Genomic DNA, 16,740 nt, shown 5'->3' on the forward strand with positions numbered 1-16,740 from the left:
GCGAGCCTTTCGATAGTGGTGGGCGCGCTGGGTGCGGCGGCCGGCAGGGCACGCCGGGGTAGGTCAGAAGGTGACGCCGTACCGGCGCAGGGTCCTGCTGGTGACGGCCCGCAGGATCCAGTCGAAGAGGTAGCCGAGCAGGCCGAGGGTGATGATGCCGACGAAGACCCACTCGGTCTTGGCGTAGTTGCGGGCAGTCCAGATGAGCGATCCGAGGCCGCTCTGTGCCGCGACGATCTCGGCGGAGACGATCGTCAGGAAGGAGTTGCCCATGGCCAGCCGGGCGCCGGTCACCACGTGCGGCACGGTCGACGGCAGGACCACCGAGGCCAGGGTGCGTACCGCGTTGGCGCCGAGCGCGCGGGCCGCGCGCAGGCGGAGTTCGTCGACGGATAGGACGCCGGCCAGGGTGTTGAGCGCGACGATGAAGACGGTGGTGTAGAAGATCAGCGCGATCTTCGACGCCTCGCCCGGCCCGAGCCAGATGATCGCCAGGGTGACGAAGGCGATCGGCGGGACGAACCGGAAGAACTGAATGTACGGGTCCAGCATCAGCCGCAGCCACGGTACGCAGCCCATCAGCAGGCCGACCGGTACGCCGATGACGACACCGAGCGCCCAGCCGGTGAGGATCCGGGTCGACGAGGCGCTGATCGAGCTGGCCAGCGTGCCGTCCTGGATGAGTTCGACCGCGCCGCGCCAGGTGAGCAGCGGTGAGGGCAGGAAGAAGGCGGTGTAGTTGCGGCTGACCAGGTCCCAGATGACGACGCCGAGCAGCACCGACAGGGCCGACAGTCCGATCCGCTTCAGCCGGGGTCGGCTGGTGCGTCGGCGGGCCGGGCCGGTCGTGTCGCGGCTGGTCTTTTCCGGCACCGTGCGCAGGTCCACGCTCATCGTCGTGCCTTCCTGTCGGCGCCGTCGGGTATCGGGCGCTGCCGACCGTCGTGTCCGTCGTCGAGGCCCTGGGCCTGCAGGGTGCGGGCCACCTCGGCGCCGATGTCCTCGCGTAGTTCGCGAAAGAGTGCGGCGCTGGCCGGGTCGGTCAGGTCGCGGGGTCGGGGCAGGTCGCACGGGTAGACGTTCTTGATGGCCGCCGAGGGGCCGGCGGTCATGGTGACGATCCGGTCGCCGAGCAGGATCGCCTCGCCGATGTCGTGCGTGACGAACACGATGGTGGCGCCGGTCTCCCGCCAGATCCGGTCGAGTTCGACCTGCATGACCAGTCGGGTCTGGGCGTCCAGGGCGCCGAAGGGTTCGTCCATAAGCACGACCGACGGTTCGTTGGCCAGCACCCGGGCCAGTTGTGCGCGCTGGCGCATGCCGCCGGACAGTTGGCCGGGGAACCGGTCGGCGCTGTGGCTGAGGCCGACCATGGCCAGGTAGCGGTCGACGTCGGTGGCCCGCTGGGCCTTGGCGACGCCGCGCATGCGCGGGCCGAAGTCGACGTTCTGTCGGACCGTCAGCCACGGGAAGAGCGCTTCGGCGCTCTGGAACACCACGCCGCGGGAAACGTCGGGGCCGGTGACCCGCGCGTCCGCGCAGGTCACCTCCCCACCGACGGGTGTGACGAAGCCGGCGATCGCGTTGAGCAGTGTCGACTTGCCGCAGCCGCTGGGGCCGAGCAGGCAGACGAACTCCCCTGCGGCGATGTCCAGGTTCGCCTGGCGGACCGCTACGAAGTCGCCGAACCGGATGTCGACGTCGCTCACGGACACCGGGGAGCCCGTACGGTTCACGCCACTCCCCTGATCATGACGGTCGCCGGGTCGGCCTTCTGGCTGACGATGTTGCTGTCCTGCTGGAACTGGGCGATCTCCTGGTAGCGCTGGATGTCCTCGTCGGTGAAGTCGCGGACCTGGCACTGCACGCCTTCGAGGAGGGTCTGGGCCTCGGCGGCGGGCACCTTGATCGCGGTCTCGGTGACGGTGCCGGCCTTGGCGGGGTCGGCGGTGAGCTGCTCGCAGGCCTGGGCGATGGTGTCGACGACCTTCTTGGCCGTCTCCTTGTTCCCCTCGTACCAGGCGCCGTCGACGCCGATCACGAGGTTGTAGACGTATCCGATATCGCCGCTGGTCAGCAGGACCGTGCCGCCGTTGGCGACGCCACGCGAGGGCCACGGCTCCCACATGATGTAGCCATCGACGTCGCCTCGTTGCAGCAGAGCCGGCATCTCGGCGGGCGAGGCGTTGACGAACTCGACCGTGTCGCGGGCGATGTTGCGGCTGTCGAGCACCTTGTTGGTGGCGTACTCGTTCACCGTGCCGGGGACGACGCCGTACTTCTTGATACCGGCGACGTCGGTGATGCCGGAACGGGCGACGAGCTTGATGAAGCTGGGCGACTGGGAGAAGACCGCGAGTCCCTTGATGTCGCCCCGGGTCGCCCGGTTGAGCAGGCTCGATTCGGTGCTGGCGGTGACCTGGCCCTGCTTGGCCAGGATCGCGTCGAGCCCGCCGGTCCCCTCCTGGTACTGGGTGACGGTCACATCGAGCCCGGCCTGGTCGAAGAGGTTCTCCTGGTCGGCGAGGTAGATCGGGGAGTAGGCCGGGTCGACGCCGACGCCGAAGTTGACGGCGGGGGTGGGACCGGCGCTGTCGCCGCCGGACTCGCCGGCGGACTGGTTCTCGGAACACGCCGCCATGGCGACGGTCATCAGCAGGGCGGCGGCCGCAGCCGTTACGCGCATTCTCATGGCTACCCCAGACTCCATCGGCTCATATTGTGGTCTTAGTTTCTTAATATGGGACGCTACTGTGAAGCGCTTTACAACGTCAAGAGGATGCAAGCGACAGCCTCCCACCACAGACAGTAGCCAGAACCCGTTGGACGCCCTGTCGCGCTAACCGCCGATCGAGGAGATAGCGACCATGAAGTACCTGAACAATCCACTTGGTGCGACGAATCCGAAATCCCGGTCGAGGGTTCCACACGAGAAGGCCGTCACACACCGTGTCGACCGTTCCGCCGTGGACCGGCTCCTCTCCTCCGGCCGGCACGCGCCGACGACGACCGAGCGGACCTGGACCGTGACCGACACGCTCCTCTACGCCCTCGGTGTCGGCGCCGGCGCAACCGATCCCGCCGCCGAACTCCGGTTCACCACGGAGAACTCCACCGGGCACCCACACGCCGTACTCCCGAGCTTCGCCACCCTGCTCGCCGCCGAACCGCCGTACCTCGGCGAACCGGCCGTCGTCCGGCACGCCGGGGAGACCCTGACCCTGCACCGGCCGTTGCCACCCGCCGGCCGGGCCCGCACCACCGCCACCGTCACCGACGTGTACGACCAGACCAGCGGGGCCCTGGTCGAACACCGATCCGAGATCCACGACACCGACGGCGCGCACCTGGCCACCGTCGAGCGGGCCATGTTCGTCATCGGGACCGGCGGCTTCGGCGGACGACGCGCACCGCACACCCCCTGGCAGCGACCGGCGGAACGCCCCCACCACACCGCCCACCACCACACCCGCCCCGAACAGGCTCTGCTCTACCGCCTCAGCGGCGACCGCAACCCGCTGCACTCGGACCCGACGGTCGCCGACGCCGTCGGACTACCCGGACCCGTCCTGCACGGACTGTGCACCTTCGGTTTCGCCGCCCGGACCCTGCTGCGGACCGTCGCCGACGACGACCCTGACCGGATACGCCGGATCAGCGCCCGGTTCACCGCACCACTGTTCCCCGGGGACACCCTCACCGTGCTGGTGTGGCGCCGCCCGGATGGCGTCCTCTTCCAGGCCGTCGACGGCCGAGGCCGTCCGGTCCTCGACCGGGGCATGCTGGACCTGCACGGATGACCTCGACGCGGCCTCCGCCCGCTGGAGCGTGCGGCCGGACCGCTCCTACTCCCGCCAGCCGGTCAGCTCGATTCCCTTGCCCAGATCCACCCGGAAGCCCAGCGCGACCTCGCCACTCTCGCCCGGCGCGAGCGACAGCCGCCAGGTCAACTCACCCAGCTCCGTACGCTCGACCGGCGGTGGCACGACCGTCGTCTCCCGCACCACCACCGCCTCGTCGCGCGACACCGGGAGCTGATCACGCACCTCGACGGTCGCCGGGCGGGGCGTGTGGTTGCCGACGGTGATCCGGTACTCCACCTCCCGCCGTCGGGTCGACCCGAGGGTGGCCTTGGTCTCGGCACGACGGTGCAGCTTCCGCTCCACCCGCAGCCGGTCGTCCACCCCGAGCGCCAACTCGGTCTCCTCACCCGGCGCCCACATCGGCAGCCGGGTGGACGCGACGAAGTCGGCGTCGTGGAACACCGCGGCCTGGCCGGGGAGCAGCGTGTGCTCCGACGTGTTGCGTACCGTGGCCCGCAGGTGCGCCTCGGCGGCCCGGACCGGCGCGGTGACGTGGTCCAGCCGGGCCGGCAGCTCCAGCACGGCGATGGTGGCCCGGTGCGCGCTGCCGTCAGCCGGCACCGCCACGGGCCGGGCCGGCCGGTAGGTGGCCGCGCTGCGCCCCTGCTCGACCTCGGCGACGCTCTCCCGAATCATCTGCGGGGCCGGGGGCGCGGCACGGGCCGGGATGCCGGCCGGCGCCGCGCCGAACGCGGGCATCCCGGCCACCATGTCGGGCGTCGCACGTGGGGACGGCGGCCGGAACCGGTCGAGATACCAGGGCGACAGCTCGGGTACGCCGGTCGTCGCCCCCGGCCGGGCGGTGGACAGGTGGAGTTCGCACTCCGGCCAGTCCTCCCCGGTGCTCTGGCTGACCATCCCGAACCAGGTGACGGTCATGGTGTCGTCGACCAGCCGCAGATCGTAGGAGGGTTGCCAGCGGGCCCCCTCCACGAGGTAGGTCAGCTCCAGCTCGACATCGGCGTCGTCGGCCTCCACCGCCACGATCACCTCGACGGCCAGCCGGTCCGGCTGTTGTTTGCCGTGCGCGGCGTCGAGGTCGCGCCCGACCGCCGCCAGTTCCTCCCCCAGTTCGGTACGCCGACGGGCCAGCCCACGCCGTCGGGTACGCGAGTCGGCGAGTTGAGCGGCCACCGAATCGGTGAAGGTGGTCACGTCGCTCGGCGCGGCGTCGCCGGCGGCCAGTGCACGGGCGTACGTGCCACCGGCCCGCTCGGCCAGCCGGGTGAGGAACTCCCCGCGCTGCGCCTCGATCCCGTCCGTGTCGTCGATCTCGGCCAGTTCGTCGGCCAACTCGCGACGACGCTGCTCCAGCCCGACGACCTGCGCGTCGGTGCTGCGGGCCTGCCGCCACGTGGTCACGTCCACGCCGAGCACGGTGGCCGCGCCCCGGCCGCCGACCCGGACCGAGTCCCGCCGCAGGCCGAGCGGGAGCGGTGCGACGCGTACCCGGTGCTGGCCGGCCGCCAGTCGGGTGCCGCCGCGCCGGGTGACCCGGGCCCGGTCCGGATAGACGGTGACGCCGCCGATGGGGGCATCGATCTCCGCAGTGTCCACGGCGGCGAGGGTAGTCGAACCACGCTCGCATCTGTGGCCTGCGGCGCCACCGGTGCGGTTCCCGGGACGCCGGCGCGAACCACCGGCTCGGAACTCCGTAGCCTTGTCATGGTGGCATCTGCGCGGGAACGGATCAGGGCGGTTCTCGCCGGGACGGTCGACTACGAATCGGGGCTGGACGCGCTGACCGTGACACCGGCGGCCGAGGTCGACCCGGAGCTGGTGACCGCGAAGGACGAGGCGTGCGCACGGCTGTGGCGGGGCGGATGGCAGCCGGCCGAGTTGCACCGGGTGGTGGCCCGGCGTGGCGGGCCGCGTCAGGCCGATCTGGTGACCGACGCGGTCGCCGCGTACCTGCGACAGTTTCCCCGGGCCACGGTCGACGGGCGGTGGCGGGCGCAGGCGGACACCCTCGGGGCACGGGTCTGGTGGGCCGGCGACGCGACGTACGTCGACGGACTCGTGGCCCGTTGGCGGCTCGACCGGGTGGCCGTACTCGACCTGGTGTTGGGCCTGCTCGCCATCCTGTCCGCGCTTCCACCCATCGAGGTGCTCGTTCCCCCGCCCGGGTCCGCCGCCGCGCCGGTGGAGGGGTCGAGCACCGTCGGGTCGTCCCGGATCGACGCCCGGCTGCTGGATCGGGTACGCGCCCTGCTCGCCAAGGCGGAGTCGACGACCTTTCCGGCCGAGGCGCAGGCATACACCGCCAAGGCCCAGGAGTTGGTCACCCGGCACAGCCTGGACGAGGCGCTGCTGGCAGCCCGGGGCGCTGACGCGGCACCGGTGGTGCCGTACGCGCGTCGGATCGGCGTGGACCATCCGCACGACGGGGAGAAGGCGTCCCTGCTGGACGCCATCGCCCGGGCCAACCGCTGTCACACGGTCTCGTCACCGGAGCTGGCGTTCAGCACCGTCTTCGGTTTCGACACCGACATCGACGCGGTCGACCTGCTCTACACCTCGCTGCTGGTCCAGGCGCACCGGGCGATGGCCCGGTCCGAGCCGCCGGGCGGCAAGGCCGGTCGGAGCCGGTTGAAGGCGTACCGCCAGTCCTTCCTGGTGGCGTTCGCCGACCGGATCGGCGAACGGTTGGCTGACGCGGCGCAGCTCGCGTTGACGCAGGCCACCGACCGGGGTGACGGGGACGGGGGGACCGACTCAGCCGATCTGCTGCCGGTGCTCGCGGCCCGAGACGAGCAGATCCGCGAGACCATGCAGCGGGTCTTCCCCCACACGGTCCGGGCCCGGGCCATTCGGGTGGACAGCCGGGACGGCTGGGAGTCCGGTCGGCAGGCCGCTGACCGTGCCACGCTGCCGACCGGCACCACCCGGACCCGATAGTCCCGGCCCCGGCGAGGTCAGAGGTCGCACCCGGTGCACCTGCCGCCCGGCCAGGTCAGGCAGCGTGTTAGCGTACGGAAATGGAAACCGTAGTCGTTATCAGGTTGCCGCATGGCGGTCCCAGCGTCGACTGACCTGGTCTCACCGGAGCCCGCCACACGGAAGCGCCCGGCGCACGGCGCACGGGGCGCACGACAGGTGCCGCTGGGGCCACTCGTCGGACTGCTCGCCGCCGGACTGCTGGTCTCCTCGGTGGTGGTGATCGGCCTGGGCGCTGCCGTCATCCCCCCGTCGGCGACCGCGCGTTACCTGTGGGCGGGCGTCACCGGTGGCACGATCTCCGCCGACGAGGTGACCCGGTACCAGATCATCTGGCAGATCCGTACGCCCCGGGTGCTGCTGGCGGCCTGCGTGGGTGCCGGGCTCGGCGCGGTCGGGGTGGCCGTTCAGGCGCTGGTGCGCAACGCGCTCGCCGACCCGTACGTGTTGGGTGTCTCCTCCGGCGCGTCGGTAGGTGCGGTCGCCGTCACCGTCTCCGGTGGGCTCGCCGCCGCCGGCGTGTACGCAGTCTCCGCAGGCGCCTTCCTCGGCGCGATGGCGGCCACCGCGTTGGTGTTCCTGGCGTCCTGGAGCCGAGCCGGGCTCACCCCGCTACGACTCGTGCTCACCGGCGTGGTGATGTCGTTCGGTTTCCAGTCGCTGATGGCGATGATCGTGTACTTCTCGCCGGACAGCGAGGCCACCAGCATGCTGCTGTTCTGGTCGATGGGCGGCTTCGGGGCCGCCACCTGGGGGTCACTGCCCCCGGTCGTGGCCGTGGTGCTCGCCGGCATCGTCCTGCTGGCCCGGCAGGGCCGGACGCTGGACGTGATGACCTTCGGCGACGAGACCGCCGCCAGCCTCGGCGTGGACAGCACCCGTGCCCGCACCTTGCTGTTCGTCGTCACCTCGCTGATGACCGGGGCGACGGTGGCCGTGAGCGGCGCGATCGCCTTCGTCGGTCTGGTGCTGCCGCACCTGGTACGCATCCTGGTAGGGGCGACACACGCCCGGGTCATGCTGGTCACACCGCTGGTCGGCGCGCTGTTCATGGTCTGGGTCGACCTGCTCTCCCGCACCGTCGTCGCCCCCCGGGAACTGCCATTGGGTGTGATCACGGCGCTGGTGGGCGTTCCGGTGTTCATCGGACTGATGCGTCGCCGCGGCTATCTCTTCGGCGGTCGCTGATGACGGATCTGGTGATGGACGGCGTCACCGTGCACGCCGATGGGCATCCGCTGCTCCGGGCCCTGTCCCTGACCGTCGACGGTGGACAGGTCGTCGGTCTGGTCGGCCCGAACGGGTCCGGCAAGTCCACCGCGCTGAGGTGTGTCTACCGGGCATTGCGGCCGACCCGTGGCGCGGTACGCGTCGGAGGTACGGATCTGCGCGACATCGCCCGGCGGGACAGCGCCCGATCGGTGGCCGCCCTGACCCAGGACGGCGGGTCCGACCTCGACTTCACGGTGGCGGAGGTGGTTGCCCTCGGCCGCGCGCCTCACCTTGGCGGCAACCGGGCGTTGAGCCACCGCGAACGTGAGCTGTGCGAGCGGGCCATGAACCGGCTGGGCATCGCCCATCTCGCCGACCGTGGTGTGCTCAGCCTGTCGGGCGGGGAACGCCAGCGCGTCCTGGTGGCGCGGGCGCTCGTGCAGGAGCCGGAGATTCTGATCCTGGACGAGCCCACCAACCATCTCGACATCCGGCACCAGATCCACCTGCTGTCGATGCTGCGCGGATCGGGGCTGACCGTGCTCGTGGTCCTGCACGACCTGAACCTGGCCGCCGCGACGTGTGACCGCATCGCGGTCCTCTCCGGGGGCGCACTGGTCACCGTCGGCGCCCCCTGGAACGTGCTGACCGCCGAGCTGTTACGCGACGTGTTCGGGGTCGCCGCCACCGTGGTCGAGCATCCGCTCACCGGTCATCCACAACTGTTGTACGCGCTGCACCAAGAAACAGTCGAAGGAGTTCTCCACCCATGAAGGCCAGTCTCGACCGCCAGACCGGGCCGCTGCGTGCCACCGCTGCCGGCCTGACCGCCGCACTGCTCCTCAGCGCCTGCGGGGCGCAGGTGGAGGAGTCCACCGAGGCGCGCACGGTCACCGTGCCACGGTGTGGTGAGGACGTCAGGTACACCACGCCGCAGCGGGCGGTGGTCTACGAAGGCGGCAGCGCCGACAAGATGTTCACGCTCGGGCTCACCGAACACGTGCACGGTTACGTGATGCCGCCGGCGAACCCGCCGGTGACGGAGTCACCGTGGGCCGCCGAGTACGCCAAGGTCGAGTTCCTCGGTGACGACCTGCTCAACCGGGAACTGGTCGTCGACGCCAAGGCTGACTTCGTGGTGGCCGGTTGGAACTCCGGCTTCAGCGATTCGCGTGGCATCACTCCGGCGATCCTCGACGGTCTCGGCATCCAGAGCTTCATGCATGCCGAGTCGTGCTTCAACTATCCCGGCTTCCCGCAACGGCACACCCCGTTCGAGGGTCTGTACACCGACCTGGAGCGGTTGGGCAAGATCTTCGATGTGGAGGCCAGGGCCGCCGAGACGATCCGCGACATGCGCGAGCGTGTCGACGCGGTGCAGGCGAAGGCACCCGCCGAGCAGTTGCCCGTCTTCCTCTACGACTCCGGCACCGACCAGCCGTTCACCGCGGGCCGGCAGGTGCCGCCCACCGACATCATCACCTCCGCCGGCGCCCGCAACATCTTCGGTGACCTGGACGCCCGATGGACACAGGTCACCTGGGAGGCCGTCGTCCAGGGCCAACCGGAGATCATCGTCATCCTCGACTACAACGACAAGCCCGCCCAGGAGAAGATCGACTTTCTGAAGACCCTGCCTGCCACCAGCAAGCTGCCCGCCGTGGTCAACGACCGGTTCTTCGTCCTCGACTACAACGAGGGGATCTCCGGTCCGCGCAACATCGACGGGCTGGAGAAGTTCGGCGAGTACCTCCGCGGCGTCCGCCCCTGACGCCGTGCGAACCGCCTTCCGGCCCACGCCGCTGCCGCCCGAACGCAGGACGTTGCTGCGGGACTCCTCGTTCGTACGGCTGTGGGCCGGCACCACGGCGTCGGGCCTGGCCACCTGGGCACTGCCGTTCATCCTGGGCCTCGCCGTCCTCGACACCGACCTCGACGCGACAGGGCTGGGGATCGTCCTGGCCGCGCGTACCGTCGGATTCCTGGTCGCGGTGCCGCTCGGCGGTGTCCTCGCCGACCGGCACTCGCGCCGGGCCGTGGTGTTCTGGTCCGGCACCGCCGCCGCGCTGGCGACCCCACTCGTCGCGGCCGGTCTGGGCCGGTCGGTGGCCGTCATGGCAGGCGCCGCCGTCGTCGTCGGCGCCGGCCAGGGTGCGTGCCGGCCGGCGTTCCAGGCCCTCACGGCCGAGGTCGTCGCCGTCGACCGCCGGCAGTCGGCCAACGCCGCGATCACCTTCGCGGTACGGGTCACCACCCTGGTCGCGCCCGCCGCGACAGCGCTGCTCGCCGTGGTGACCACCGTCCCGGCCCTGCTCCTCGGCACGGCGGCGCTGTGGGTCATCGCCGCCGCGCTGCCGCCCGGCGGCACACGCCGACCGCCGTCGGTGGCCGGGAGGCACCGGTTCGTCACCGAGTTCCTCGACGGCGTCCGGGAGGCCCGCCGTCATCCCTGGTTCCTCGCCGGACTGGCCGCCCTCGCCGCCGTCATCGCCACCGGATACTCCGCCACCGGCGTCGCCCTTCCGCTGATCAGCCAGCAGCGTTACGGCAGCGTGGCGGTCCTGGCGGCAGCCATCACCGCGTACACGCTCGGCGCGCTCGGCGGTGCCCTGCTGATCTCCCGTTGGCAGCCCCGCAAGCCGGGCTTCACCGCCCTCGCCGGCCTGGCCTGCTACGGCTTCGCCCCGCTCAGCCTGCTGCTGCCGGCACACGCGTACGCGGTCGTCGCCGCGTACGCGCTGGCCGGGCTCGGCATCGAGTTGTTCAACGTGCCGTGGTTCACCGCGACTCAGCGGGAGATGGACCCGAAGGCGCTGGCACGGGTGTCCTCCCTGGACTTCCTCGTCTCCTACGGCCTGGCACCCGTCGGCCTCGCCCTGATAGCCCCGGCCATCACCACCGCCGGAGCCCCGGTCGTGCTCACCGTCTGCGCCGTCGTGTGTCTCGCGGCGCCGGCACTCGCCGCGTTCGCTCCCGGGGCCGCGCACTTCGCGTACGCCCGAGCAGGCCGTTGACCGCAGCGTCCGCGTCCCGGCAGCGATCCGGACGGGAGCGGAGGCGTCGCCGATGGGCGGCCAGCCGGGTCCGCTCGTCGGCCCGGGCCTGTTCGACCAGAGGCTCATTCAGTCGGGCGTCGGTCGTGGGACGATACGCCCGACGATGTCCACCGAACGACGGGGTGCAGGCGTGCGGGTCGTACTGGCGGAGGATCTTGCCCTGCTACGGGACGGCCTCCACCGGTTGCTGACGGCCTCCGGGTTCGACGTCATCGCCTGCGTGGACAACGGACCCGAGCTGAGAACGGTGCTGATCGAGCAGCGGCCCGATGTCGCCGTCGTCGACGTCCGGATGCCACCGAACCACGCCGATGACGGGCTGCGGGCGGCTATCGAGGCCCGTGCCGTGGTGCCGCGGCTGCCGGTGCTCGTGCTCTCGCAGTTCGTCGAGCCGCTCTACGCGCGTGAGCTGCTCGCCGACGGCGAAGGCGCGGTCGGCTATCTGCTCAAGGACCGGGTTCTCGACGTCGGGCAGTTCATCGAGGCCGTCCGGCGGGTGGCCGCAGGTGGCACCGCGATGGACCCGGAGGTGATCGCCGAGCTGCTGACCGGCCGGTCACGGGGACGGTCCCTCGACTTGCTGAGCCCACGGGAACGGGAAGTCCTCGGGCTGATGGCCGAAGGGCGGTCCAACAGTGCCATCGCCGCTCGGCTGTTCGTCTCCGAGAAGGCGGTGGCCAAGCACATCAACGGCATCTTCACCAAGCTCGGGCTGTACCTCTCGACCAGCGACAATCGTCGGGTGCTCGCCGTCCTCGCCTACCTCGACAGCTGACGTACTCCGACCGCGGAGCACCGGCGGGGCTACCGTCCGGCGCGGTCCACCGGTCTGTCCCGGACCGTCGGCGGCGACATCGGGAGCCCGGTGTCGGTTCCGCCGGGGAGCGGCTCCGCGACGATGGGCAACGCGATCGTCAGCGTGGTCCCACCGGTGGCCGGCTCGGCGATGGTCAGGGTGCCGTCGAATGCGGCGAGGCGCTGCCGTACGCCCTCCAGACCGCCGCCCGGTACGAGCACCGCGCCGCCCCGGCCGTCGTCGCCGACCTCCAGGAGCATCCGGTCGTTCTCCTGCCGGCCACGCACCCAGGCCCGGCTTGCGCCGCTGTGCTTGACCGTGTTGGCCAACGCCTCGGAGATCGTGAAATAGGCAGCCGCCTCGACCGGGTCGCTGAGCCGTCCCGGAAGGTCGAGGTCGACGTCGATCCGCAGGGGCATCCGCATCGCCAGGGACTCCACGGCACCGACCAGGCCACGGTCGCCGAGCACCGGCGGGCGGATGCCCTTGATGAGCGCGCGGAGCTCGGCGATCGCCTGTGCGTTGTGCGTCCGTGCCGCAGCCAGCAGTTGCCGTACGGCCGGATCGTCGCCGATCAGGTTCTCCACCATGCCGAGGCTCATACCGAGCGCGACCAGATGTGCCTGGGTGCCGTCGTGCAGGTCGCGTTCGATGCGCCGCAGTTCCTGTGCCTGCGCGTCGACGGCCTGGGTGCGGGTCGTGGCGAGCTGGTCGATGCGCTCGGCGAGCAGTAGCCGTCGGTCGGGACGAAGCATGGCCGCCGTCAGTTCGCCGTACCAGTGCATGAAGACCGGGGTGATCAGCCAGCAGAACCCCAGGTAGAAGAGCCCCCAGGGGATGCCGTTGGCGGCAGCACTGCCAGTGTCGTGGATCGTCGTGCCGAACGGGAAGTCCAGGCTCGCGCCGGCCGGCAGCGTGCTCCAGATCAGCGGCAGGACCAGACCGAGCACGCCGGCGAGAAAGGCCGCGACCGGCACCGACAACAACGCCACCCCGGCGGTCGTGTCCACGAGCAGCCAGCGTGCGTCGCGCCAGGTCGCCGGATCGCGGAGCGCGATGTTGAACCGGGCCCACCGCCCGGAGGCAGGCAGCGGACGGTACCGCCGTCCGACGACGATTCCCAGCTCCCGTGCCACGAAGAGGCGCCGGCTGTCCGCCATCGCCCGAGCGGCGAGGACCGCGCCGGTGAACAGCGGCAGGGTGACCCACAGCGCGGCGAGCGTCAGCGTGGTCAGCACCCAGGTCAGTACCAGTACCTCGACGAAGGCCAGCGCGATCAGGACGCATGCCCAGCCCAGCAGGCGGCGACGGGCAGCGAACGAGTGCGCCAGATGAGTTGCCATGGCGTTGATTATTCGCCCGTCCTGGCGCGGGGGAAGTGGACTTGGCTCCACCTTCGGTTCGGGACGTGACTCCAGTGCGGCGGTCGTCGGCGAGGGTGACCGCTACTTCCGGCACTGGTGACCTGCCCTCGCCGACCGGCAGTCTTCGACGCGTGGAAAGTGGCGCAGACGGTCGGTGGCCAGGGGTGACGGGATGACAGGGTCGATGAGATGACTCAGGTCGGATGGGCGCTGGCCAGCGTTCTTGACCTGGCCAGCCCGCCACCCGTCCGGCAAGACGTTCCAGAGCGGTCCAGTCACTGCTCCACCTCTCGCAGCAAGTCAAGGATCTTGGCGACCTGCTTCTCCAGGTCAGCGTCGATCTCGGCGACAGGGCGGGGTGGGACGTACTTGTAGAAGTGGCGGGTAAAGGGGATCTCGTAGCCGGATTTGTTCGAAGGAGTAGAAGCCGCTGTCGGCCAGCAGCACCATCCCCGACTCCACCACCGGGGTCAACTCTGCGGCCTGGGCGCGTTCTCCTGCGCCACACAGGCCCAACACCGCACCCACGACGGCACGGGTCGCACACTCGACGACGGCGGTCACCCGCACTTTCGGATACGCCGACGCTTTCGGCCCCGACCCCATCCGCCCGAAGTGTTCCACGTTCGCCGGAGTGTCTGCCACGTCGAAGGTGGTCCCGTCGATCGCCATCAACCGACGCCGGGCCAGCCACGCGCCCTTCGTGCCCGACGTGGCCACCGGCGCCGCCGCCCGATCGAAGAGTTCCCTCACCGGCGCCACACCGAGACGCTGCCGGGCCTGGCTGATCGCCGAACCCGTCGGGACCTGCCAGTCATCCGACCACGAGCCCATCGTCCGCAGGCTACCGACCAGCCGACGCATGACTTCCTCGGCAGACTCCTCGGCGTACAGGCCCATCGCGAGCACATACCGGATCATCACGTGCGCCGGCAACCGACGGCTCCGCTTCTCCCGACACCCCGTCCGGTTGATCACTTCCTCGATCAAATCCCGATGAAACCGAGCCGAGAGCACCCCCAACCCAACATGGTCGGTCAACCGGCCCAAGGGCTGCGTCTGCAACATCACGACCGGCACCATACCGGCGCCACACCGGCCCCACCCAGCCACCGCCAGCACCCCACGCTGACCTGCACCGATGCCTTATCTGAATGGCATTGGATCTTGACCATGCGGATCTGCTGCTCGGCGGTGTTGTTGTCGAACGGGGACCGCAGGTCGACCGCGAACCCAGGGCGTTCGCAAGGTAGTGAGATGACCGGATTGCCGATTGTGGGGTAGTCACGCCGGTTCCGGCGGGTACGTGAGAGAGCGCGGCCTTCTGGTGATCATTCAGGTGTCTAGACTGGATGATCGAGGAAGACCGCGCTCGTGGAAGCATCATCGTTGATCGGCGGGTTGTCCGCACGCCTGGGTGGCGTGTCGCCGTTGTCGGAGCGGGACACGCCGGGGTTGCTGCAGGTCCTTGCCGAGGTGCCGGACCCGCGTGATGCCCGGGGTCGGATCTATGCGCTGCCGGGGCTGCTCGCGATGGCGATTGCGGCGGTGCTCTCGGGATCCAGCCGGGTCGTGGAGATCGTCGAGTGGGCTGCGGATCTGCCGGACGTGGTGTGGGATCGTCTCGGCGCGGCCCGCGACGCCTTGACCGGGGCCCGGCGGGTGCCTGATGACGGCACGCTGGGCCGGGTGCTGGCCGGCATCGACGCCGACGCGTTGGATGCCGCGGTGTGTCGCTGGCTGCTCGGCCGGGCCGGTGTGACCGGGCGGGGTCGGCGGGTGATCGCCGTTGACGGCAAGACGCTGCGTGGCAGCGGCCCGGCCGGGTCTCAGGCGCACCTGCTGGCCGCGTTGGACCAGGCCGAGCAGATCGTCCTGGCGCAGATCGACGTTAATGGGAAGACGAATGAGATCAGCAGGTTCCAGCCGTTGCTCGACGGTCTGGACCTGGCCGGGGCGGTCATCACGGCGGACGCGCTGCAGTACGTATTCAGCTTGATATTGCCGGTTCCGGTAGCCATGGTCCGGTGGTGAAGAGTTGTTCGAGCACGTCGAGGGCGTCTTTGCCGTGTTTGGTGGCGGTGGACAGGTAGGACCGTAGGGTGGCGAAGTCGGCCAGGCCTTGCAGGGTGCGCCAGGTCGCGGAGATCTTCTGTTGGAGTTTGACCGGGCGGAGATCGCGTTCGGCCTGGTTGTTGGTGAAGGGCACGGCCAGATCGACGGTGAACCGTAGGATCATGTCGCGGTGGGCGGTGAAGCGTTCGACCAGCGTGCCGGCTCGTGACGGCTTGCCGTCACGATCGGGCGGGTTCTGCTGGCGGCCGTAAGCGAGGGCCCCGGCGTAACAGGCACGGATGTGACTGATCTCGTCGGCTGACAGTGCGTCCCGGCCCGCGGTGACGGCCTGCTCGGTCATCTTCTTGGCCATCAGCAGGGTTTGCGCCATCACCTCGGCCCACTGCTGGCCGGCCGGGTCGGACTCGTGCACGCCGCGCAGATCGCGGATCAGATGTGCTCCGCACCAGGCGTGATCGGCGTCGGCCAGGTGGCGGTAGGCGGCGTAGCCGTCACGCACGAGGGTGCCGGTGAACCCGGGCAGGACCTTCCCGGCGTCGATGTCGGCCTTGCTGCGGCCGCCGACGTGGAACAAGGTCAGCTCAGGGGTGCAGGCCACGTGCACGTACTTGAAGCCGCCGTCGACCCTTGCCGGGGTCTCATCGGCGTGCAGCACCTGCTGGACGTGCAGCAACGCGGCCGTGCGGGACACGAACGGCCCGAGCCTGCGGGCCGCCTCACCGACCACCTGGTGCACGAACCCGGTCGACACCCGCACCCCGAGCAGATCACCCAACAGCGCGGCGGCCCGGGCGAAGGGCAGGAACTGGACGGCCCGCGCGTAGACGACGGCGGCCTTGACACCGACGCCGTACTGCACCCGCCCGGACACCCCGCCGGGTGCCACCGGCTCGCTGACCTGCCCGCACCCGCCGCACTCAACCGCGACCAGTTGGTGCTCAACGACCACCGACCGCCGCTCGGGCAGCTCGATCACCTGCCGGCGCTGCCGCCCGTACTCACGCCCATCACCCAGCGGAGCCCCACAACCCGGATGGCCACACCGCTGTGGCCGGTGCTCGATGACCTCATCCGGATCCGCGACCAGTTCGAGGGTCCATCCCGGCGCTCCCGGCTGCTTGCCCCGCCGCCGCCCACTGCCTTTACCCGGCTGCCGGGCCGGACGGCCCGGACCGTCCGACGAGGGAGGCTTCGACGAGTTCGAGGAGTTCATCCCCAACCGGCGTTTCAGTTCAGCGTTCTCGGCTTCCAACCGATCAACCCGTTCCCGCAGCTCAACCAGCATCGCGACCAGATCCTCGTACGAGAGCGGGACCTGCGGGACGGACGACACCCCATGATCATGTCAGCCGATCGACCAGAGTGGACAACCGGCCCCCCACTCACCTCAAGCTGAATACGTACGCGCTGCACACCCAGCGCGAGCACAGGGCGGT

General features: G+C 70.4%; 14 protein-coding genes and 1 pseudogene. 8 read left to right on the forward strand and 7 right to left on the reverse strand.

The genetic code is table 11. From position 1 onward, the window contains the following. Positions 1-63: 63 nt before the first annotated feature. From ID554_RS30975 to ID554_RS30985, 3 genes are read right to left on the reverse strand one after another with little or no spacing between them, the layout of a single operon-like run. Positions 64-894, reverse strand: coding sequence for an ABC transporter permease (locus tag ID554_RS30975; protein ID WP_117230012.1), 831 nt, complete (start codon positions 892-894; stop codon positions 64-66). Continuing rightward, a complete protein-coding gene (locus ID554_RS30980) occupies positions 891-1,715 on the reverse strand; it encodes an ABC transporter ATP-binding protein (RefSeq protein WP_223884355.1) in 825 nt (274 codons plus the stop codon). Before ID554_RS30980 ends, ID554_RS30975 begins: the two co-directional genes overlap by 4 nt. A 17-nt stretch (positions 1,716-1,732) precedes the next feature. After that, positions 1,733-2,692 (reverse strand): ABC transporter substrate-binding protein, encoded by a 960-nt coding sequence (locus ID554_RS30985; RefSeq protein ID WP_117230010.1) that lies wholly within the window; start codon positions 2,690-2,692, stop codon positions 1,733-1,735. A gap of 274 nt (positions 2,693-2,966) precedes the next feature. Between ID554_RS30985 and ID554_RS30990 the strand changes: the two genes are divergently transcribed. After that, positions 2,967-3,800 carry a MaoC/PaaZ C-terminal domain-containing protein gene (locus ID554_RS30990; protein ID WP_223884356.1) on the forward strand — a complete coding sequence of 278 codons (834 nt, stop codon included), beginning with the start codon at positions 2,967-2,969 and terminating at the stop codon, positions 3,798-3,800. A 45-nt stretch (positions 3,801-3,845) separates the two neighbouring features. Here ID554_RS30990 and ID554_RS30995 read toward each other — a convergent pair whose 3' ends face one another. Further along, the gene (locus ID554_RS30995; protein ID WP_117230008.1) at positions 3,846-5,420 is read right to left on the reverse strand and encodes a mucoidy inhibitor MuiA family protein; all 1,575 of its coding nucleotides are present in this window, start codon (positions 5,418-5,420) and stop codon (positions 3,846-3,848) included. A gap of 108 nt (positions 5,421-5,528) precedes the next feature. Here ID554_RS30995 and ID554_RS31000 point away from each other — a divergent pair, with 108 nt between their 5' ends. From ID554_RS31000 to ID554_RS31025, 6 genes are all read left to right on the forward strand, one after another. Beyond that, on the forward strand, positions 5,529-6,761 hold the full coding sequence (locus tag ID554_RS31000) for a DUF2786 domain-containing protein (RefSeq protein WP_117230007.1): 1,233 nt from the start codon (positions 5,529-5,531) through the stop codon (positions 6,759-6,761). A 111-nt stretch (positions 6,762-6,872) separates the two neighbouring features. Next, on the forward strand, positions 6,873-7,988 hold the full coding sequence (locus ID554_RS31005; protein WP_117230006.1) for a FecCD family ABC transporter permease: 1,116 nt from the start codon (positions 6,873-6,875) through the stop codon (positions 7,986-7,988). Continuing rightward, positions 7,988-8,785 (forward strand): ABC transporter ATP-binding protein, encoded by a 798-nt coding sequence (locus tag ID554_RS31010; RefSeq protein ID WP_117230005.1) that lies wholly within the window; start codon positions 7,988-7,990, stop codon positions 8,783-8,785. Before ID554_RS31005 ends, ID554_RS31010 begins: the two co-directional genes overlap by 1 nt. After that, on the forward strand, positions 8,782-9,783 hold the full coding sequence (locus ID554_RS31015; RefSeq protein WP_117230004.1) for an ABC transporter substrate-binding protein: 1,002 nt from the start codon (positions 8,782-8,784) through the stop codon (positions 9,781-9,783). The genes ID554_RS31010 and ID554_RS31015 overlap by 4 nt, the downstream gene beginning before the upstream one ends. A gap of 4 nt (positions 9,784-9,787) precedes the next feature. After that, a complete protein-coding gene (locus ID554_RS31020; protein ID WP_223884357.1) occupies positions 9,788-11,026 on the forward strand; it encodes an MFS transporter in 1,239 nt (412 codons plus the stop codon). 172 nt (positions 11,027-11,198) lie between these two features. Continuing rightward, positions 11,199-11,843 carry a response regulator transcription factor gene (locus tag ID554_RS31025; protein ID WP_191088672.1) on the forward strand — a complete coding sequence of 215 codons (645 nt, stop codon included), beginning with the start codon at positions 11,199-11,201 and terminating at the stop codon, positions 11,841-11,843. Between the two features lie 29 nt (positions 11,844-11,872). On the opposite strand, the gene ID554_RS31030 is transcribed toward ID554_RS31025, so the two are convergent. Then, positions 11,873-13,207: a sensor histidine kinase gene (locus ID554_RS31030; protein WP_117230003.1), complete on the reverse strand. Its 1,335-nt coding sequence runs from the start codon at positions 13,205-13,207 to the stop codon at positions 11,873-11,875. Between the two features lie 351 nt (positions 13,208-13,558). Continuing rightward, on the reverse strand, positions 13,559-14,311 hold the full coding sequence (locus tag ID554_RS31035; protein WP_317985206.1) for an IS4 family transposase: 753 nt from the start codon (positions 14,309-14,311) through the stop codon (positions 13,559-13,561). Positions 14,312-14,602: 291 nt separating this feature from the next. Between ID554_RS31035 and ID554_RS31040 the strand changes: the two are divergent. Next, a pseudogene (locus ID554_RS31040) lies at positions 14,603-15,208 on the forward strand (ISAs1 family transposase); the annotation flags it as partial. Between the two features lie 10 nt (positions 15,209-15,218). Here ID554_RS31040 and tnpC read toward each other — a convergent pair. Further along, a complete protein-coding gene (gene tnpC, locus ID554_RS31045) occupies positions 15,219-16,637 on the reverse strand; it encodes an IS66 family transposase (protein WP_191088609.1) in 1,419 nt (472 codons plus the stop codon). Positions 16,638-16,740: the final 103 nt, after the last annotated feature.

This window comes from Micromonospora craniellae (genome assembly GCF_014764405.1).
Classification (GTDB): Bacteria; Actinomycetota; Actinomycetes; order Mycobacteriales; family Micromonosporaceae; genus Micromonospora; species Micromonospora craniellae.

Bases quoted from the DNA above. Each gene is read 5' to 3' on its own strand.
- ID554_RS30975 (WP_117230012.1), bottom strand. From the start codon at position 894: ATGAGCGTGGACCTGCGCACGGTGCCGGAAAAGACCAGCCGCGACACG.
- ID554_RS30985 (WP_117230010.1), bottom strand. From the start codon at position 2,692: ATGAGAATGCGCGTAACGGCTGCGGCCGCCGCCCTGCTGATGACCGTC.
- ID554_RS31000 (WP_117230007.1), top strand. From the start codon at position 5,529: ATGGTGGCATCTGCGCGGGAACGGATCAGGGCGGTTCTCGCCGGGACG.
- ID554_RS31005 (WP_117230006.1), top strand. From the start codon at position 6,873: ATGGCGGTCCCAGCGTCGACTGACCTGGTCTCACCGGAGCCCGCCACA.
- ID554_RS31010 (WP_117230005.1), top strand. From the start codon at position 7,988: ATGACGGATCTGGTGATGGACGGCGTCACCGTGCACGCCGATGGGCAT.
- ID554_RS31015 (WP_117230004.1), top strand. From the start codon at position 8,782: ATGAAGGCCAGTCTCGACCGCCAGACCGGGCCGCTGCGTGCCACCGCT.
- ID554_RS31030 (WP_117230003.1), bottom strand. From the start codon at position 13,207: ATGGCAACTCATCTGGCGCACTCGTTCGCTGCCCGTCGCCGCCTGCTG.
- ID554_RS31035 (WP_317985206.1), bottom strand. From the start codon at position 14,311: ATGGTGCCGGTCGTGATGTTGCAGACGCAGCCCTTGGGCCGGTTGACC.